The sequence below is a fragment of the Microvirga sp. P5_D2 genome, assembly GCF_054049475.1.
Map to the genome: position 1 here is coordinate 16,287 of NZ_JBFUMH010000055.1, position 16,038 is coordinate 32,324.

Consider the following 16,038-nt stretch of genomic DNA (forward strand, 5'->3'; position numbering starts at 1 on the left):
AAGCCGTAACGTCGCGCTGCCTATCCTCAGGAGACGCGGCGGAAGACCAGCGAGGCGTTGGTGCCGCCGAAGCCGAAGGAGTTCGACAGGGCGACGTTGACTTCCTTACGCTTGGCCACCTTGGGAACCAGATCGATCGCGGTCTCGACCGACGGGTTGTCCAGGTTGATGGTGGGCGGCACGATGCCGTCGCGCATGGCGAGGAGCGAGAAGATCGCCTCGACAGCGCCTGCGGCGCCGAGCAGGTGGCCGATGGCCGACTTGGTGGACGACATGGACAGCTTGCCCGCCGCATCGCCGACGATGCGCTCCACGGCCTTCAGCTCCAACTCGTCGCCGAGCGGGGTCGAGGTGCCGTGGGCGTTGACGTAGTCGATCTCGGAGACCGGAATGCCGGCGCGCTTGAGAGCGGCCGCCATGCAGCGATAAGCGCCGTCGCCGTCCTCGGACGGCGAGGTGATGTGATAGGCATCGCCCGAGAGGCCATAGCCGATGACCTCGCCGTAGATCTTGGCGCCGCGCGCCTTGGCGTGCTCGTACTCCTCCAGCACCACGACGCCGGCGCCCTCGCCCATGACGAAGCCGTCACGGTCCTTGTCGTAGGGACGCGAGGCCTTCTCGGGCGTGTTATTGTAGCTCGTGGAAAGCGCACGGCAGGCGGCGAAGCCCGCGATGGAGAGGCGGTTCACCGGGGATTCCGTGCCGCCGGCCACCATCACGTCGGCATCGCCGAGCGCGATCAGGCGGGCAGCGTCGCCGATGGCGTGGGAGCCGGTGGAGCAGGCCGTGACCACCGCGTGGTTCGGGCCCTTGAGGCCGTGCTCGATGGACACGTAGCCGCCCGCGAGATTGATGAGACGGCCAGGAATGAAGAAGGGCGAGATGCGGCGCGGGCCGCGCTCGATCAGGGTAGCGGAAGCCTCGTAGATGCCGCCGATGCCGCCGATGCCGGAGCCGATCAGCACGCCCGTGGCGCATTGATCCTCGTAGGTCTTGGGAGCCCAGCCTGCATCGCGCAGGGCCTKGGTGGAAGCCGCCATGGCGTAAACGATGAAGGGATCGACTTTGCGCTGTTCCTTGGGCTCCATCCATTCGTCGGCATTGAACGTGCCGTTGGAGCCGTCGCCGAGGGGGATCTGGCAGGCGATCTGGCAGGCCAGATCATCGACCTGGAAGTTGGAGATCTTCCCAGCGCCGCTCTGGCCCTCGAGAAGGCGGGACCACGTGGCATCGACCCCATTGCCCAGCGGAGTGACCATGCCAAGACCCGTTACAACAACCCGGCGCATAACGTTCTACCCTATCGTTAAATAAAAATCGGGCGTCAAGTGAGTCACCCGACGCCCGTCCAGCTCTTTAGGCTGCGTTCTTCTCAAGGAAGCGGACGGCATCGCCGACCGTGACGATGGTCTCGGCGGCATCGTCCGGGATCTCGACGTTGAACTCTTCTTCGAAGGCCATCACCAGCTCGACGGTGTCGAGGCTGTCCGCGCCCAGGTCGTCGATGAAGTTGGCATTGTMGACAACCTTGTCGGCCTCGACGCCGAGATGCTCGACAACAATCTTCTTCACGCGATCAGCGACGTCACTCATCGTTTTTTCCTCAGTGGCTGCCGCCTCGGGAATCGGGCGGATTTAGAAATAAAAGTAGATCAGCTGCTCAGCTGACAACGCTGAAACGGCTACCTTGCGCCGTGCAAAGCCGCATTTTTAAGCGCCGGTCAACCCCTTTGGCTCGATCGGGCTCATGATTAACACAAGCTTGTCCTCTCTGGCGAGAGGCCAGCGGCGCCTGCGAACAGATTCCGCAAGCGCCGCTAAGTTATTCTAGAACATGGCCATTCCGCCATTTACGTGCAGGGTGTGCCCCGTCACGTAGCCGGCTTCGTTGGAGGCAAGATAAACGACCGACGACGCAATTTCTTCGCCATGGCCAAGCCTTCCCATGGGAATTGTGCCTAGAATTCCCTCACGCTGCTTCTCGTTGAGAACGTCCGTCATGGGCGACTCGATGAAGCCGGGAGCGACCAGATTCACGGTGATGTTGCGGCTGGCGACTTCCGCCGCGAGCGCCTTGGTCATGCCGATGAGGCCGGCCTTGGAGGCGGCATAATTGCCCTGCCCCGGATTGCCCGTTGAGCCCACAATGGAGCCGATATTGACGATGCGACCGTAGCGGCGGCGCATCATGCCCTTCACGGCGGCGCGGGAAAGGCGGAAGGATGCGGTGAGGTTGACGGCGATCACCGTATCCCACTCCTCGTCCTTCATGCGCATGAACAGGTTGTCTTTGGTCACGCCCGCGTTGTTCACAAGAATGTCGAGGCCATCCATCGCAGCTTCCGCAGCGGGAACGAGGGCTTCGACCGAATCCTTGTCGGAAAGATTCGCCTCGACCACATGAACGCGCTCGCCGAGGGCGGAGGCGAGTTCATCGAGCGCCGCGCGGCGGGTGCCGGACACGGTGACGGTCGCTCCCCTAGCGTGAAGGGCGCGGGCGATGGCGCCGCCGATGCCACCGGTAGCGCCGGTGACGAGAGCCTTGCGGCCGGTCAGATCGAACATGAAGGCTCTCCTCTTATCCTTGAAGGGATGCTTTGAAGGCGGCGACGTCCTCGGGGGTCCCGATGGCGGTGGATGTCGCGCCGGCAGCAATACGTTTCACGAGTCCGGTCAGGACCTTACCCGATCCAACCTCATAAAATGATTCAACTCCTTCAGCCGCCATAAAGGCCACGCCTTCGCGCCAGCGGACGGTGCCGGTGACCTGACGGACCAGCGCATCGCGGATCGCATTCGGGTCGATGATCGGAGCCGCTTCCACATTGGCGACGACGGGCACGATCGGGGCGTTCACGGTCACGCCGGCCAAAGCCTCGCGCATGGCATCGGCCGCGGGCTGCATGAGGGCGCAATGGAAGGGGGCGGATACGGCCAGCATCACGGCGCGCTTGGCGCCCTTCTCCTGGGCGATGACGACGGCGCGCTCGACGGCGGCCTTGTGGCCTGAGACCACGACCTGCGCGCCGCCGTTGTCATTGGCCGCATCGCAGACATCGCCTTGGGCGGCTTCACGGGCCACGTCCAGCGCTGCATCGAATTCGAGCCCGAGAAGCGCCGCCATGGCGCCCTGCCCCACGGGAACCGCGTTCTGCATGGCGTTGCCGCGAATGCGCAGGAGACGTGCCGTATCGGCAATGGACAGGCTGCCGGCGGCGGCAAGCGCGGAATACTCGCCGAGCGAGTGGCCCGCCACGTAAGCGGCATGCTTCTTCAGGTCGAGACCGGCCTCGGCCTCCAGAACCCGGATCGCCGCTAGGCTCACGGCCATCAGCGCCGGCTGGGTGTTGGCAGTCAGGGTCAGGTCCTCGGCAGGGCCTTCCCACATGATCGCGGACAGCTTCTGAGAGAGGGCCTCGTCCACTTCATCGAACACGGCCTTGGCCTGGGGGAAGTTTTCGGCAAGGGCCTTGCCCATGCCCACGGCCTGACTTCCCTGGCCCGGGAAAATGAATGCGCGCTTCATCGGGAGCGGAACCTTTATTGCATCGAGTCCGGGCGGAACTGGCACCCGTGAGGCCCGGAGTCAAGGCAAAGCGCCGCATCTTAAGGCTCATCCAGGCTTCAGATCAGCCGCCAGCCTATCAAAAGGCTCCCGTCAAACCGCCGGGGCCGGGAAAACCGTCCGGTCAGCACGCGGCCTGTTTTCTGTGCGAAGCTGAACAGGGCGGCCATCAGGATTCCCATATCGCCCCAAACGCGATGACCGATACAGTGTATCAACTCCCCTCTTCTGACGGCGTGCGGGCACGCACCCTGTCGGCTTTTGGGGATCGCGGGTCGCTTAAGCCTCTGTACGGGCACGCTTCCTCTTGTTTTCCGGCAGCAACCGGTGTATCCGGTCGCTCTTCCGCTATTTTACGAACCTGAAGAAGGAGCGCCTGCATGGCTCGCGTGACCGTCGAAGACTGCATCGACAAGGTCGACAACCGGTTTGAGCTCGTGCTGCTGGCCAGCCACCGGGCCCGCCTGATTTCCTCGGGCTCGCCGCTCACCATCGACCGCGACCGCGACAAAAACCCCGTCGTGGCGCTGCGCGAGATCGCAGACGAGACGATTGCTCCCGACGACCTGAAGGAGCAGCTCATCCACTCCATGCAGAAGTATGTCGAGGTGGACGAGCCGGAGGCCGAGGCCGTTCCCATGCTCAGCAACACCGCAGCCGCCGCTCCCTCGACCGGCAGCGACAACGATGCGGACGTGCAGTTCGACCGCATGAGCGAAGACGATCTCCTGCGCGGCCTGGAGGGCCTCGTGCCTCCGAGCAGCAGCGCGGACGACGACGACCGCGAATAAACGCTCGATCCCAAGTTTTTATTGGAAAAGCCCGGCCAAGTGCCGGGCTTTTTCGTTATTGCTTTAACCAAGGGCGGGTTATGCCGCCTGCAGCAAGCTATTCAGCTTGCGGTCAGAAGACGTTGTACAATATCCTAAACTCTTCTGATTTCAGCCAGATAGACCGGGTGTGAAGGAGTTGGCGACCGTATGATGCGCCAGTACGAACTTGTCGAGCGGGTGAAGCGCTATAACCCGTCGGCCAACGAGGCGCTTCTCAACCAGGCCTATGTCTATGCCATGATGGCTCATGGCAACCAGAAKCGCGCATCCGGCGACCTGTTCTTCGGCCACCCTCTCGAAGTCGCGGCCATTCTCACCGACATGAAGCTCGACGAGGCGACCATCGCGGCCGCCGTGCTTCACGATACGGTGGAGGATACCGAGGCGACGCTGGAGGAGATCAACAAGACCTTCGGCCCCCAGATCGGCGCTCTGGTGGACGGCCTCACCAAGATCAAGCGGCTCGACCTCGTCTCCAAGCGCGCGGCCCAGGGCGAGAATTTCCGCAAGCTCCTGCTCGCCATCGCCGACGATGTGCGCGTGCTGCTGGTCAAGCTCGCCGACCGCCTGCACAACATGCGCACCCTCCAGTTCATGCCGGTGGAGAAGCGCCAGCGCATCGCGCAGGAGACGCTCGAAATCTACGCGCCGCTCGCCGGCCGCATGGGTATCCAGGAGATGCGCGAGGAGTTGGAGGAACTCTCCTTCCAGAACCTCGATCCGGAAGCCTACGAGGCTATCAAGCGCCACCTGCACGAATTGTCGACGAAGAACGAGAAGCTCGTCGACGAGATCGAGCGAACCCTGACCACGAAGCTGCAGGCCCAGGGGATCAGCGCGGAGGTGAAGGGACGCCAGAAGCGGCCCTATTCGATCTGGCAGAAGATGGAACGCAAATCCGTCTCCTTCGAGCAATTGTCGGACATCTTCGCCTTCCGCATCATCGTCGGCACCCTCGACGAATGCTACCGGGCGCTCGGCACCGTGCATACGAGTTGGCCGATGGTGCCGGGGCGCTACAAGGACTACATCTCGACGCCGAAGCAGAACGATTACCGTTCGATCCACACCACCGTCATCGGCCCCGGCAGCCAGCGCGTCGAGTTGCAGATCCGCACGGCGGACATGGAACAGGTGGCGGAATACGGCATCGCCGCGCACGCGCTCTACAAGGAACGCGTTCACGACAATTCGCGCCTCGCCACCGAGAGCCGCGCCTATCAATGGCTGCGCCGCACCATCGACCTGCTGGCGGAAGGAGACAATCCGGAAGAGTTTCTGGAGCACACCAAACTCGAACTCTTCCACGATCAGGTCTTCTGCTTCACGCCCAAGGGCCGCCTCATCGCCCTGCCCCGCGGCGCCACGCCTATCGACTTCGCCTATGCAGTGCACACCGATGTCGGCAACACGGCTGTCGGCTGCAAAATCAACGGGCGCATGTCGCCTCTGCTCACCGAGTTGCAGAATGGCGACGAGGTGGAAATCGTTCGTTCCGAAGGCCAGACGCCTCCGGCCGCGTGGGAATCCCTCGTGGTCACCGGCAAGGCGCGCGCCTCGATCCGCCGCGCCACCCGCGCCGCCGTGCGCCGGCAATATACCGGCCTCGGCCATCAAATTCTGGAACGCGCCTTCGAGCGCGCGGGCCGCGCCTTCTCCGACGAGAAACTGAAAGGCGCCCTGCCCCGCCTCGCKCGCATCTCCATCGAGGATGTGCTGGCGGCTGTGGGTCGCGGCGAGATGTTCTCCGGCGATGTGGTGCGAGCCGTCTATCCCGACTACAAGGATGAGCGGCGTGGTGCAGGCAAACCCGATGGCGATGCGTCCAAGACCGCCGATGACCAGCCCGACGGCATCCCCATTCGCGGCCTCAACAAGGACATGCCGATCCGCTTCGCGCCGGAAGGTGGCGCGGTTCCGGGCGACCGCATCGTGGGCATCCTGACGCCCGGCGAAGGCGTCACGATCTATCCGATCCAGTCATCGGCGCTCGCGGATTTCGACAACGAGCCCGACCGCTGGATCGACGTGCGCTGGGATCTGGAATCCAATTCCTCGCAGCGTTTCCCTGCGCGCATCAAGCTGCAGTCGATCAACGAGCCGGGCTCGCTGGCGCAGATCGCGCAGGTGATCGCAGACCACGACGGCAATATCGACAACGTCAACATGAGGCGCCGCACACAGGACTTCACGGACGTCACCATCGACCTCACCGTGTGGGACCTGAAGCACCTCAACGCCATCATCGCGGAATTGCGCGCCAAGCGCGTGGTGAGCCGCGTGGATCGCGTCACCGGATAAGCAGCCATGTCATCGAAACCGCGCATCGCCGTCATCATGGACGAGAACACCAGCGTCGACGGCACGCGCTATGACATGACGAAGAAATATTTCGCCGCCATTCACAATGCCGGTGGAATGTCCTTTGGCGTTCCCTATTTCATGGACATGGTCGAAACCGTCGTGAACGAGTTCGACGGATTCTTAAGCACCGGCGGACGCTTCGCCTTTCCCGACACGTGGTTTCTGGAAGGGCAGACATCGAACGCACCGGAATCCGAGCGACTCGATGTGGAGGTCGCGCTCATGCGCGGCTTCCTCGAACGCGGCAAACCCGTGCTCGGCATCTGCAACGGCATGCAGATTCTCGCAGGGATCGCCGGCAGCAGCCTGTCACCCGACATCCGCTCTCTCGGCTCGCATGTGCTGGAGCACGACAAGCGCGGGCATATGCATCCCGTATCGGTGAAACCCGGCACTGCGCTGGCACGCATCATCGGCAGGCACGAGATCAATGTGAACACGTTCCATCGTGAGGGCGTGGTCGAACCGGCGGACAGTATCGTGGTCAGCGCCACCGCGCCGGACGGCATCATCGAGGCCATCGAGCTACCTTCTCACCCCTTCGCCATCGGCGTGCAGTGGCATCAGGAGCTTTTCACCGGACAGGACCACCCGGGAAACAAGCTGTTCGAGGCTTTCGTGCAAGCGGCGAAAGACGGCCCTCATCGCACTCGATAAGGGCCGCCTCAAAACTCAGACGATGAAGAAATCGTCGGCTGTCACGGCAGCCTTGTTGGCGAATTTCATGATCTGTACTGGCTTGTATTTCGTGCCGTTGCCATCCGCGTCATAGAAGACGACGCCGTTCTTGTAGATCAGGAAGTCGTTCTTGTCGGTAGCCTTCCCGATCTTGAAGAACTTCGCATTCAGCTTGGCCGGCGCTGCTTCCGAGCCAACCTTCCCGAGTTTCTTGAACACGGCGTTGTCGAGCCAGATCGCGTCGTCGGTCGGGTTGAAGTCGGTGATCGTGTCGTAGTTCACCTTCTTGTTATGGTTGTTCTTCTTCGTGCCCTTGCCGAGCGCCGTGTCGAACACGAACACATCCTGGCCCGCGCCGCCGGTGAGAACGTCGTTGCCTGACAGGCCATAGAGCTTGTCGTTGCYGGCAGCGCCAAGCAGCGCATCCTTGCCACGCGTGCCGAAGATCACCTTGTCGAGATTGGACGGTTGCGGAAGCGAAGGACCGGGACCACCAGCACCGCCACCGGTTCCACCGCCGCCCGTGCCGCCGCCGGCTCCACCACCGCCTCCCGTGCCACCACCGCCAGTGCCACCTCCACCGGTACCACCGCCTCCTGTGCCGCCGCCTGTGCCACCACCGGACGAAGGGATCAGGTCTGCCGCCTTGATGACCGTATCATTGAAGCTGAAGAGCTCGCATCCATAGATGGTATCCCCAATGTCTCCCTCGACACGGGCGTCCTTAATCCGAAATGCCCCGCCCTCGCCCTTCGTCACAACGTAGTCGTCACGCCTTCCTGCGAAAATGACGGTATCCTGGTCATCCCCGCCATCAATCGTCTCGGCATTGGCGCCAACGTAAATACGGTCTTGCCCTGAGCCCATATCGATGCGCCCGAGGACGGTGCCGTTCTTGCCGCGGAAGGTATCGTTTCCGCCGCCCAGCGAAATTGCGACCCCGCCCTTTCCTTCTATGACGCCTTGAAAATTGGTCACGCTATCGTCGGAATCACCACTACGAATGGCCGTGCTCGCGCCGATCGAACCATAGTTATCTACGATGAGCCCGGTTCGACTTGGGGCAGAGGTAAAATCGATGGCAAAATCGGTGCCTGAGATGAGACCGTGTTTGACGGAGTTACCGTTACTAACGGCTAGATACCCAGCGCCTCTAATCGCMGTTCCCTCAGTTGCTATGACAGCTCCTGTATTAAAAATGGCATCGCCATCCCTCATCTCTCCTATTGAGATGGCGCCAGTCTTCCCTTTTACAGTACCACCAGAAATGTTGATCCAGCTAAGGTTGCCAAGGGTAACGGCTGTACCTTCATGCGAATAGATAGAGCCTTCGACAATAACTTTCTGAGAAGAGCCGAGGCTGGTAATGCTCGGCTTCGAATTCTCAAGGAGACCTGTATTATAAACATGKACAGTGTCGCCTCCAGTGAGTTCAAGACTATATGTCCAATGCCCGCTGATGTAGTAACTCATGTTCATTCCCCGTATTTACGCTCCCTGAGGAATTAGAATGATATTTTATTTCTCAAGTGCGTTGACGCACACAAGAGTTGGCTAAGCTAACGAACCACCTCTTGCCTCCCGCTGCCCCTCCTGCCAAACAGCCCACACGCAGGAGAAGCCGCCATGACCCAGAACGACGTTCTCGATGAATTCCGCTCCGCCGGTGCGCTCCTGGAGGGGCACTTCATTCTCTCGTCGGGGCTGCACAGTCCGGTCTTCCTGCAGAAGATGTTCGTGTTTCAGGACCCAGTTCGCACCGAGCGCGTCTGCAAGGCGCTGGCCGAGAAGATTGAGCAAGCTTTCGGCAAGGTGGACTACGTGGTTTCGCCAGCGGTCGGCGGCATTGYTCCAGGTTATGAGACGGCCCGGCATCTCGGCGCCAAGGCGATCTTTGTTGAGCGCGAGAACGGTGAGTTCGTGCTTCGCCGCGGCTTCACGATTCCCGAAGGTGCGCGGGTGGTCATGGTGGAGGACATCGTGACCACGGGGTTGTCTTCTCGCGAATGCCTTGCTTCCCTTAAGGAACACCCGGGCACGATGCTTGGCGCTGCCTGCTTGATCGATCGCTCCGGTGGCAAGGCGGATCTCGGCGTGCCGTTCGTTTCGCTCGTTCAGCTCGACATACCGGCCTACCCGGCGGACCAGTTGCCGCCCGAATTGGCGGCGCTTCCAGCTGTCAAACCGGGCAGCCGGAGCTTGAAATCACAAAAATCTGTTTAATTTCGAAGGAAAGGGTTGACTGCCCCTATTCTGCCAACTTGACTCTTGGCGCGCACACGCCATTAAGTATTTGAAGTTGTCGCTTTATCTCGTCTGAGGGTAATAGCAGCCTGTTCTCGGGCACGTCATGTTTTATCTCGCAAGTGAATTGCCAGCGTAAATATTAGATGTCGCTTTGACAAAGAAGGTTGTTATACCACCCATGCAGACACAAACAGAGAATACTTATGTCCACCCAGCAGCGGATAGCGCTCTTCATTGACGGAGCCAACCTTTACGCTACGACAAAGACGCTTGGTTTCGATATCGACTACAAGCGCCTGCTGAAGGAATTTCAGGGCCGCGGCACCCTGGTTCGCGCTTTTTATTATACTGCGCTTGTCGAAGATCAGGAATATTCTTCCATCCGCCCGCTGATCGACTGGCTCGATTACAACGGCTATCGGGTGGTGACTAAGCCAACGAAGGAGTTCGTCGATTCCGCCGGCCGCCGCAAGGTCAAGGGCAATATGGATATCGAGCTCGCCATCGATGCGCTCGAGCTCGCCCCTTATATCGACCACATGGTCCTGTTCTCCGGGGACGGCGATTTCCGCTCGCTGGTCGAAGCCTTGCAACGTCGGGGTGTTCGCGTCTCCGTGGTGTCCACCATCACCACGCAGCCTCCCATGGTGGCCGACGAACTACGCCGCCAGGCTGACGAATTCCTGGATCTGTCGCAGCTTTCCTCGCGCATCGGCCGCGATCCCTCGGATCGCCCGCAGCGCGCGCCCGGCGAGGGCAACGACCGCCCGGATCGTCCTCCGCGCCCGCAGCCGGGCCAGCCGAAGAACGGCGCGCTGGAGAGCCGCTACGGCATCCGCCAGGGCCAGGACGACGAGTTCGACCTTTAAGGTTTTCTGCGAAAAGAATGCAGCGATGGCCGGGTTCGTCCCGGCCATTTTCTTTTAAAGCGTGCTCGCCTCGACCTCGCAATCCAACGCCAGCGAGCCCGCCGTGTTGCTCACGGTCGCGAGGCACAGATTGACCTGCTCTTCCGGAATGAAGACAGCGAAGCGCGTCACATAGAGACCGCCCTCGGCCTGCGAGAGCTTGCGCGCCTCAAGGCGCACGATGTTGGCGTCGTATTGCTTGAAAACTTCGGCCAACCGCGCGACCAAACCGAGTTGATCGCCGCCGCTAATGGTGATGCGGTGCGTGACGCTGCCCGCAGGTCCGGGGCTCGGGTCGAACGCGTAAGGCACGGCCCTCACCTCCGAGCCCTCAAGCTCAGGAAGTTCTTTAAGCCCCGCCTCGACCTCTCGCGCTTCAAGTCCCGCCGGCAACTCGCAAATCGCCACGAATTCGGCGCCTGAACCCAGAGCCGCGAAAGTCGTGTCCCGCAGGTTCACGCCGATATCGAACAGATTCTCCGCAATCGCGGCGACAAGCCCGACCCTGTCCGGGCCGAGAACGGAAACCAATGCGACGGATGCCATGCTGTTTCTCCCCATGAGGGAAGTTAGAGCGCAAGGCCGTTCTGTCAGCCCTTGTCGCGCATGAGGCGCGACTTTTCGCGGTTCCAGGAGCGTTCCTTCTCCGTCTCGCGCTTGTCGTGGAGCTTCTTGCCGCGCCCGAGCCCGAGTTCCACCTTCGCGCGGCCGCGCTCGTTGAAATAGATCTTGAGCGGGATCACGGTGAAGCCCTCGCGCTGCGTAGCGCCGATGAGCTTGTCGATCTGGCGCTTGTGCAGCAGCAGGCGGCGCGGGCGCTTGGTCTCGTGGTTGAAGCGGTTCGCCTGCAGGTATTCCGGAATATAGGCGTTGAAGAGGAAGAACTCCTCGCCCGACGGGCCGGCATAGGCTTCCGCGATGGTGGCCTTGCCGGTGCGCAGGGATTTGACCTCCGTGCCGGTGAGCGCGATGCCGGCCTCGTAGGTATCGGTGATTTCGTAATTGAACCGCGCCTTCCTGTTGTCGGCGACGACGCGGTTTCCGCTCTTCGGGTCTTTGGACATTTGTCTCTTTATGCGTTGATCAGGCCCGCATGGACCATAGCAGAGCGCACCGCAATCTTGGTGCTCTCGGAAACCGGGATCATGGGCAGGCGCACATTGTCTTCCATGAGGCCGAGCACGGAGGCGGCGTACTTCACGGGCGACGGATTGGTCTCGATGAACAGGTTGGTGTGCAGCGGCATCAGGCGGTCCTGCACCTTCAGGGCGCTCGCGTAATCGCCCTTGAGGCAGGCCTCCTGCATCTCGGCGCAGAGGCGCGGCGCGACATTGGAGGTGACCGAGATGCAGCCATGGCCGCCATGGGCCATGAAGCCCAAAGCCGTCGCGTCCTCGCCCGAGAGCTGGATGAAGTCCGGCCCCATGAACTGGCGCTGCTGGCTGGTGCGGGCGAGGTTGGCGGTGGCGTCCTTCACGCCGGCGATGTTCTTCAGCTCGTAAAGCCGGGCCATCGTCTCCACCGACATGTCGATCACCGAGCGGCCGGGAATATTGTAGATGATGATCGGAATGCCGATGGCGTCATTGATCGCCTTGAAGTGCTGATAGAGGCCTTCCTGGGTCGGCTTGTTGTAATAGGGCGTGACGATGAGCACCGCATCGGCGCCCACCTTCTCCGCGTGCTGGGAGAAGGCCACCGCCTCCGCCGTGCTGTTGGAGCCGGCACCCGCGATGACCGGTACCCGGCCCTTCACCTCGTTCACACAGATCTCGATGACCCGGTCATGCTCCTTGTGGCTGAGCGTCGGGCTCTCGCCGGTGGTGCCCACGGGCACCACGCCATGGCTGCCCTGCTCGATCTGCCAGTTGATGAAGGAGCGGAAACCCGCCTCATCCACGGCTCCGTCCTTGAAGGGAGTCACGAGGGCGGTGATGGAGCCTTGGAACCGGGTCATGATATTCCTCGAGAAAAATGCGGCAGATACTTGTGGGCTCAGGGATTTAACACATAAGAGGTGCGGCGCATGGGCGCAAACAAACCTTTGAGGAGTTGTCCTAGCGCGGCACTTGGTGTTTCCTCAAGTGAAACGTCGCCATAAAACAAGAGGCGGCGTTCAACGAGGGGGTAGCGGGTGAGCCTCACAATGCGTCCTTCGATCCGTTTGCTGGCGACCTTTGCCTTCGTCCAGCTCTCCACCCTCGCCGTCCAGGCCAATGAACCTCCCACCGCGCCATCGTCGCAGCCGACGAACCTGGAGAGCTTCACGCCGCCGGCAAAGGCCATGGAAGACCTGGAACAGCTATCCCTGATCTTCAAGGCCTATCGCGAGGGCGATGTTACCGAGGCCACTGTCCTCAAGTCCAAGCTCTCGGACCCGGCGGCCCAGGCCGCGGCGGAATGGTTCGCCATCCGCAGCGGAATCCCGGTGGGGTTCGAGCGGATCATGACATTCCGGCAAGATTATCCGGATTGGCCCGTCACGAACCAGATCCGGCGGCGGCTGGAGGATTCACTCCTCGCCGAGCGGCGCTCGCCTTCCCAGATCCGTGCCTTCTTCGAGAAGCAGCCTCCCGTCACCGCATCCGGGCGGATTGCCCTTGCCCTGGCGCTGAAAAGCGACGGCAAGGACCAGGAAGCCGCCGAGCTGATCAAGCAGGTCTGGCGCGAGGATACCTTCGGCGCAGAGACGGAAAACCGCATTCTCGACCGCTTCCCCGGGGTGCTCACCCAGGCGGATCACCGCTACCGCATGGAGCGCCTGCTCTTGAAGGAAGCCTGGGGCGGAGCTCAGCGCGCCGCCGGGTTTGCAAGTAAGGATCATGCCACGCTGGTGAAGGCCCGCATGGGCATCTACCAGGGCACGAAGAAGGCCGAGAAGGCCTTCGCCGCCGTGCCGGCCTCCCTGCGGGACGATCCGTCCTACATGTTCTCGCGGGCGCTCTACCTGCGCCGGGCCAAGAAATACGTTGAAGCAGCCGCCATCATCGTGAAGGCGCCCCGCGACCATGAGCTGCGTGTCGATGGGGACGAATGGTGGGCCGAGCAGCGCCTTGTGACGCGGGAGCTCCTCGACCGGGGCGATTTCCAGAACGCCTATAACGTCGCAAGCCATCATGCCGCCGAATCCCCCGCCCAGCAGATCGAGGCGGAGTTTCATTCGGGCTGGATCGCTCTGCGCTTCCTGAACGATCCGGCCAAGGCGGGAGCGCATTTCGCGGCTGTCGCGCAGACGGCCTCCACGCCGATCTCATTGTCCCGCATCGCCTATTGGCAGGCCCGCGCCGCGGAAGCCGCCGGATCGAGCGCAGACGCCAGAATCTTCTATGGAAGGGCCGCCTTACACCCGACCACCTATTACGGACAGCTCGCGCAGGAAAAGCTCGGCGAGACTGTGGCTTTGCGCTCCGTGGAGCCCTTGAAGGATGATGAGCGCAACGCCTTCGAAGCGCTCGTGCCCGTGCAGGCGGTGAGCCTGCTCCAGCAGGCAGGCGAAAGCGAGCTTGCCCTCGCCCTCTACTCGGATTTCGCGCAGGTGCTCGCCGATCCCGGCCAGCTTGATGCGCTTGCCGCCATGGCGACAAGCCAGCAGAACCCGCGCGCGGTTCTGGCCATAGGGAAAATCGCATTGCAGCGCGGTTTCCCGCTCGATCAACACGCTTACCCGCTTGCCGCAATCCCGGATTTCGCCCCGGTCGGCGACGATGTGGAGCCTGCCATGGTCTACGCCATCGCCCGGCAGGAAAGTGCCTTCAATCCCAAGGCAGTTTCGAGCGCGGGCGCTCGCGGGCTCATGCAGCTCATGCCCGCCACCGCCAAGCGTACGGCGCAGCGCTTCAATGTCGGCTTCGACCTGAACCGGCTTGTGGAGGATCCCTCCTACAACGCGAAGATCGGCTCGGCGCATCTCGGCGAGCTGATGGAGGACTGGAAGGGCTCCTACATCCTCGCCTTCGCGTCCTACAACGCGGGCGGCGGCAACGTGAACAAGTGGGTCAAAGCCTATGGCGACCCGCGTAAAGCCGATGTGGACATGATCGACTGGGTCGAGCGCATTCCCTTCTACGAGACCCGCAACTACGTGCAGCGCGTGATGGAAAACCTACACGTCTACCGGCAGCGCCTGAACGAGAAGAAGGCTCCGACACCGCCCGAGGCAGCTACAGCGGATGCGACAAAGACCGCGTATTGATGCAGGATGCCGCTCCGTTGAAGCCAATGCGTTGTTGGGTTTGAAATGAGCAGCTCGTATCGTGATCTTTTCGTCCCGGCCTCCGATGGCCTGCGGCTCTATGCGCGCGACTACGGTCCGAGCGACAGCAAGACCCTTCCCGTCGTCTGCCTGCCGGGCCTTGCCCGGAACGCGCAGGATTTCCACGCGCTTGCCGAAGCCCTGAGCACGGATGCAGCCCATCCCCGCCGGGTTCTCAGCTTGGACTACCGAGGGCGTGGTCGCTCGGAATGGGACAGCGACTGGCGCAAATACGATATCGGCATCGAGGTCAACGACACCTTGCAGGTACTGGCTGCAGCGGGAATCGGCAGGGCCGTGTTCATCGGGACATCACGCGGCGGTCTCATCACCATGGCCTTGAGCGCGACGCGACCGGATCTGCTGGCCGGCGCGGTGCTCAACGATGTCGGGCCGGTGATCGAGCCTAAAGGTCTCACGCGCATCCGCAGCTATGTAGGCAAGCTTCCCTTGCCGGCGACGATCCAGGAAGGCGGCGAGCTCCTGAAGGCTCTCTCTGGTTCCCAGTTTCCCGGCTACACCCAGGAGCAATGGGAGGACATGGCGCGGGGAACCTGGCACGAGCAAGACGGCCGTCTTGTTCTCAGCTACGACGCGAACCTGATGAAGCCGCTCGAAGCGCTCGATCTCGAAATGCCCATGCCTGACCTCTGGCCGCTATTCGAGGGCCTGAAGCCATTACCGGTGCTTGTCATTCGCGGAGAACATTCCGACCTGCTGACGACTGAAACTCTCGTGCAGATGCAGGAGCGGCATCCGCGCCTCAAGACACTCACGGTGCCCGGGCAAGGTCACGCACCAGCGCTGACAGGCCATGTCATTGAAGCGATCCGCGATCTGATCGCGCAAGCCGAAGCCGGCACCGGCGGCGGCGTTTCATAGACGCTATCGCCCGTTTCTAACCCATAGCCTGCATCGTTCGGAAGCCGCGCACCTCACGCGGCTTTTGCTTATCCGGCCCCGCACTCAAGAAATGTCGGGATATGATGTCATGCCCGCAAAAAGAAAACCCCGGTGTTTCCACCGGGGTTTCCCTTTCAGATCGGATAGGTCCGATTAGAAGTCGCGCTGAACGCGGAGACGGCCTTCCCAGACGTCGTTGTTGTCGCGCAGACGACCATTAACCAACTGGGGCTGATCCGTATCAACATTGGCGTAGAGAACTTCCACACCGATGTCGAGGCCGGAGAC

The 16,038-nt window shown here is 61.8% G+C and carries 15 protein-coding genes; 7 read left to right on the top strand and 8 right to left on the bottom strand.

Annotated features, from left to right (window positions below; genetic code table 11):
* Positions 1-26: 26 nt before the first annotated feature.
* From fabF to fabD, 4 genes are all read right to left on the bottom strand, one after another.
* Positions 27-1,289, bottom strand: a complete 1,263-nt coding sequence (gene fabF / locus ACXJKO_RS15560; RefSeq protein WP_457091997.1) for a beta-ketoacyl-ACP synthase II — start codon at positions 1,287-1,289, stop codon at positions 27-29.
* 67 nt (positions 1,290-1,356) lie between these two features.
* The gene (locus tag ACXJKO_RS15565) at positions 1,357-1,593 is read right to left on the bottom strand and encodes an acyl carrier protein (RefSeq protein ID WP_457091998.1); all 237 of its coding nucleotides are present in this window, start codon (positions 1,591-1,593) and stop codon (positions 1,357-1,359) included.
* Between the two features lie 234 nt (positions 1,594-1,827).
* The gene (fabG, locus tag ACXJKO_RS15570; RefSeq protein WP_457091999.1) at positions 1,828-2,565 is read right to left on the bottom strand and encodes a 3-oxoacyl-[acyl-carrier-protein] reductase; all 738 of its coding nucleotides are present in this window, start codon (positions 2,563-2,565) and stop codon (positions 1,828-1,830) included.
* 13 nt (positions 2,566-2,578) lie between these two features.
* A complete protein-coding gene (gene fabD / locus ACXJKO_RS15575; RefSeq protein WP_457092000.1) occupies positions 2,579-3,526 on the bottom strand; it encodes an ACP S-malonyltransferase in 948 nt (315 codons plus the stop codon).
* A 419-nt stretch (positions 3,527-3,945) separates the two neighbouring features.
* Between fabD and rpoZ the strand changes: the two genes are divergently transcribed.
* The 3 genes from rpoZ (at position 3,946) to ACXJKO_RS15590 (ending at position 7,419) form a co-directional block, all read left to right on the top strand.
* On the top strand, positions 3,946-4,356 hold the full coding sequence (gene rpoZ, locus ACXJKO_RS15580) for a DNA-directed RNA polymerase subunit omega (RefSeq protein WP_457092001.1): 411 nt from the start codon (positions 3,946-3,948) through the stop codon (positions 4,354-4,356).
* Positions 4,357-4,545: 189 nt separating this feature from the next.
* On the top strand, positions 4,546-6,699 hold the full coding sequence (locus ACXJKO_RS15585) for a RelA/SpoT family protein (RefSeq protein ID WP_457092002.1): 2,154 nt from the start codon (positions 4,546-4,548) through the stop codon (positions 6,697-6,699).
* 6 nt (positions 6,700-6,705) lie between these two features.
* Complete coding sequence (locus ACXJKO_RS15590) at positions 6,706-7,419, top strand: gamma-glutamyl-gamma-aminobutyrate hydrolase family protein (protein WP_457092003.1); 714 nt, start codon at positions 6,706-6,708, stop codon at positions 7,417-7,419.
* Between the two features lie 15 nt (positions 7,420-7,434).
* Here the strand turns inward: ACXJKO_RS15590 and ACXJKO_RS15595 are convergent, their stop codons facing one another.
* Complete coding sequence (locus ACXJKO_RS15595; protein ID WP_457092004.1) at positions 7,435-8,418, bottom strand: hypothetical protein; 984 nt, start codon at positions 8,416-8,418, stop codon at positions 7,435-7,437.
* Between the two features lie 648 nt (positions 8,419-9,066).
* Here ACXJKO_RS15595 and pyrE point away from each other — a divergent pair.
* Complete coding sequence (gene pyrE, locus ACXJKO_RS15600; RefSeq protein ID WP_457092005.1) at positions 9,067-9,663, top strand: orotate phosphoribosyltransferase; 597 nt, start codon at positions 9,067-9,069, stop codon at positions 9,661-9,663.
* A gap of 227 nt (positions 9,664-9,890) precedes the next feature.
* Entirely contained in the window at positions 9,891-10,556 is a 666-nt protein-coding gene (locus tag ACXJKO_RS15605; protein WP_457092006.1) for a LabA-like NYN domain-containing protein, read from the top strand.
* Positions 10,557-10,610: 54 nt separating this feature from the next.
* On the opposite strand, the gene ACXJKO_RS15610 is transcribed toward ACXJKO_RS15605, so the two are convergent.
* The 3 genes from ACXJKO_RS15610 to dapA are packed head-to-tail and all read right to left on the bottom strand — an operon-like array spanning position 10,611 to position 12,552.
* Positions 10,611-11,141, bottom strand: coding sequence for a glycine cleavage system protein R (locus ACXJKO_RS15610; RefSeq protein WP_457092007.1), 531 nt, complete (start codon positions 11,139-11,141; stop codon positions 10,611-10,613).
* Positions 11,142-11,185: 44 nt separating this feature from the next.
* Positions 11,186-11,659, bottom strand: a complete 474-nt coding sequence (smpB, locus tag ACXJKO_RS15615; RefSeq protein WP_457092008.1) for an SsrA-binding protein SmpB — start codon at positions 11,657-11,659, stop codon at positions 11,186-11,188.
* Positions 11,660-11,667: 8 nt separating this feature from the next.
* Positions 11,668-12,552, bottom strand: coding sequence for a 4-hydroxy-tetrahydrodipicolinate synthase (gene dapA / locus ACXJKO_RS15620; RefSeq protein ID WP_457092009.1), 885 nt, complete (start codon positions 12,550-12,552; stop codon positions 11,668-11,670).
* A 189-nt stretch (positions 12,553-12,741) separates the two neighbouring features.
* Here dapA and ACXJKO_RS15625 point away from each other — a divergent pair, with 189 nt between their 5' ends.
* Both ACXJKO_RS15625 and ACXJKO_RS15630 read left to right on the top strand, forming a co-directional pair.
* Entirely contained in the window at positions 12,742-14,787 is a 2,046-nt protein-coding gene (locus tag ACXJKO_RS15625; RefSeq protein ID WP_457092010.1) for a lytic transglycosylase domain-containing protein, read from the top strand.
* Between the two features lie 45 nt (positions 14,788-14,832).
* Positions 14,833-15,729 carry an alpha/beta fold hydrolase gene (locus ACXJKO_RS15630; RefSeq protein ID WP_457092011.1) on the top strand — a complete coding sequence of 299 codons (897 nt, stop codon included), beginning with the start codon at positions 14,833-14,835 and terminating at the stop codon, positions 15,727-15,729.
* Positions 15,730-16,038: the final 309 nt, after the last annotated feature.

What these genes read in the sequence shown, in the direction of transcription:
- fabG (WP_457091999.1), bottom strand. Translation starts at nt 2,565, where the DNA reads ATGTTCGATCTGACCGGCCGCAAGGCTCTCGTCACCGGCGCTACCGGT.
- fabD (WP_457092000.1), bottom strand. Translation starts at nt 3,526, where the DNA reads ATGAAGCGCGCATTCATTTTCCCGGGCCAGGGAAGTCAGGCCGTGGGC.
- rpoZ (WP_457092001.1), top strand. Translation starts at nt 3,946, where the DNA reads ATGGCTCGCGTGACCGTCGAAGACTGCATCGACAAGGTCGACAACCGG.
- ACXJKO_RS15590 (WP_457092003.1), top strand. Translation starts at nt 6,706, where the DNA reads ATGTCATCGAAACCGCGCATCGCCGTCATCATGGACGAGAACACCAGC.
- ACXJKO_RS15605 (WP_457092006.1), top strand. Translation starts at nt 9,891, where the DNA reads ATGTCCACCCAGCAGCGGATAGCGCTCTTCATTGACGGAGCCAACCTT.
- ACXJKO_RS15610 (WP_457092007.1), bottom strand. Translation starts at nt 11,141, where the DNA reads ATGGCATCCGTCGCATTGGTTTCCGTTCTCGGCCCGGACAGGGTCGGG.
- smpB (WP_457092008.1), bottom strand. Translation starts at nt 11,659, where the DNA reads ATGTCCAAAGACCCGAAGAGCGGAAACCGCGTCGTCGCCGACAACAGG.
- dapA (WP_457092009.1), bottom strand. Translation starts at nt 12,552, where the DNA reads ATGACCCGGTTCCAAGGCTCCATCACCGCCCTCGTGACTCCCTTCAAG.
- ACXJKO_RS15625 (WP_457092010.1), top strand. Translation starts at nt 12,742, where the DNA reads ATGCGTCCTTCGATCCGTTTGCTGGCGACCTTTGCCTTCGTCCAGCTC.
- ACXJKO_RS15630 (WP_457092011.1), top strand. Translation starts at nt 14,833, where the DNA reads ATGAGCAGCTCGTATCGTGATCTTTTCGTCCCGGCCTCCGATGGCCTG.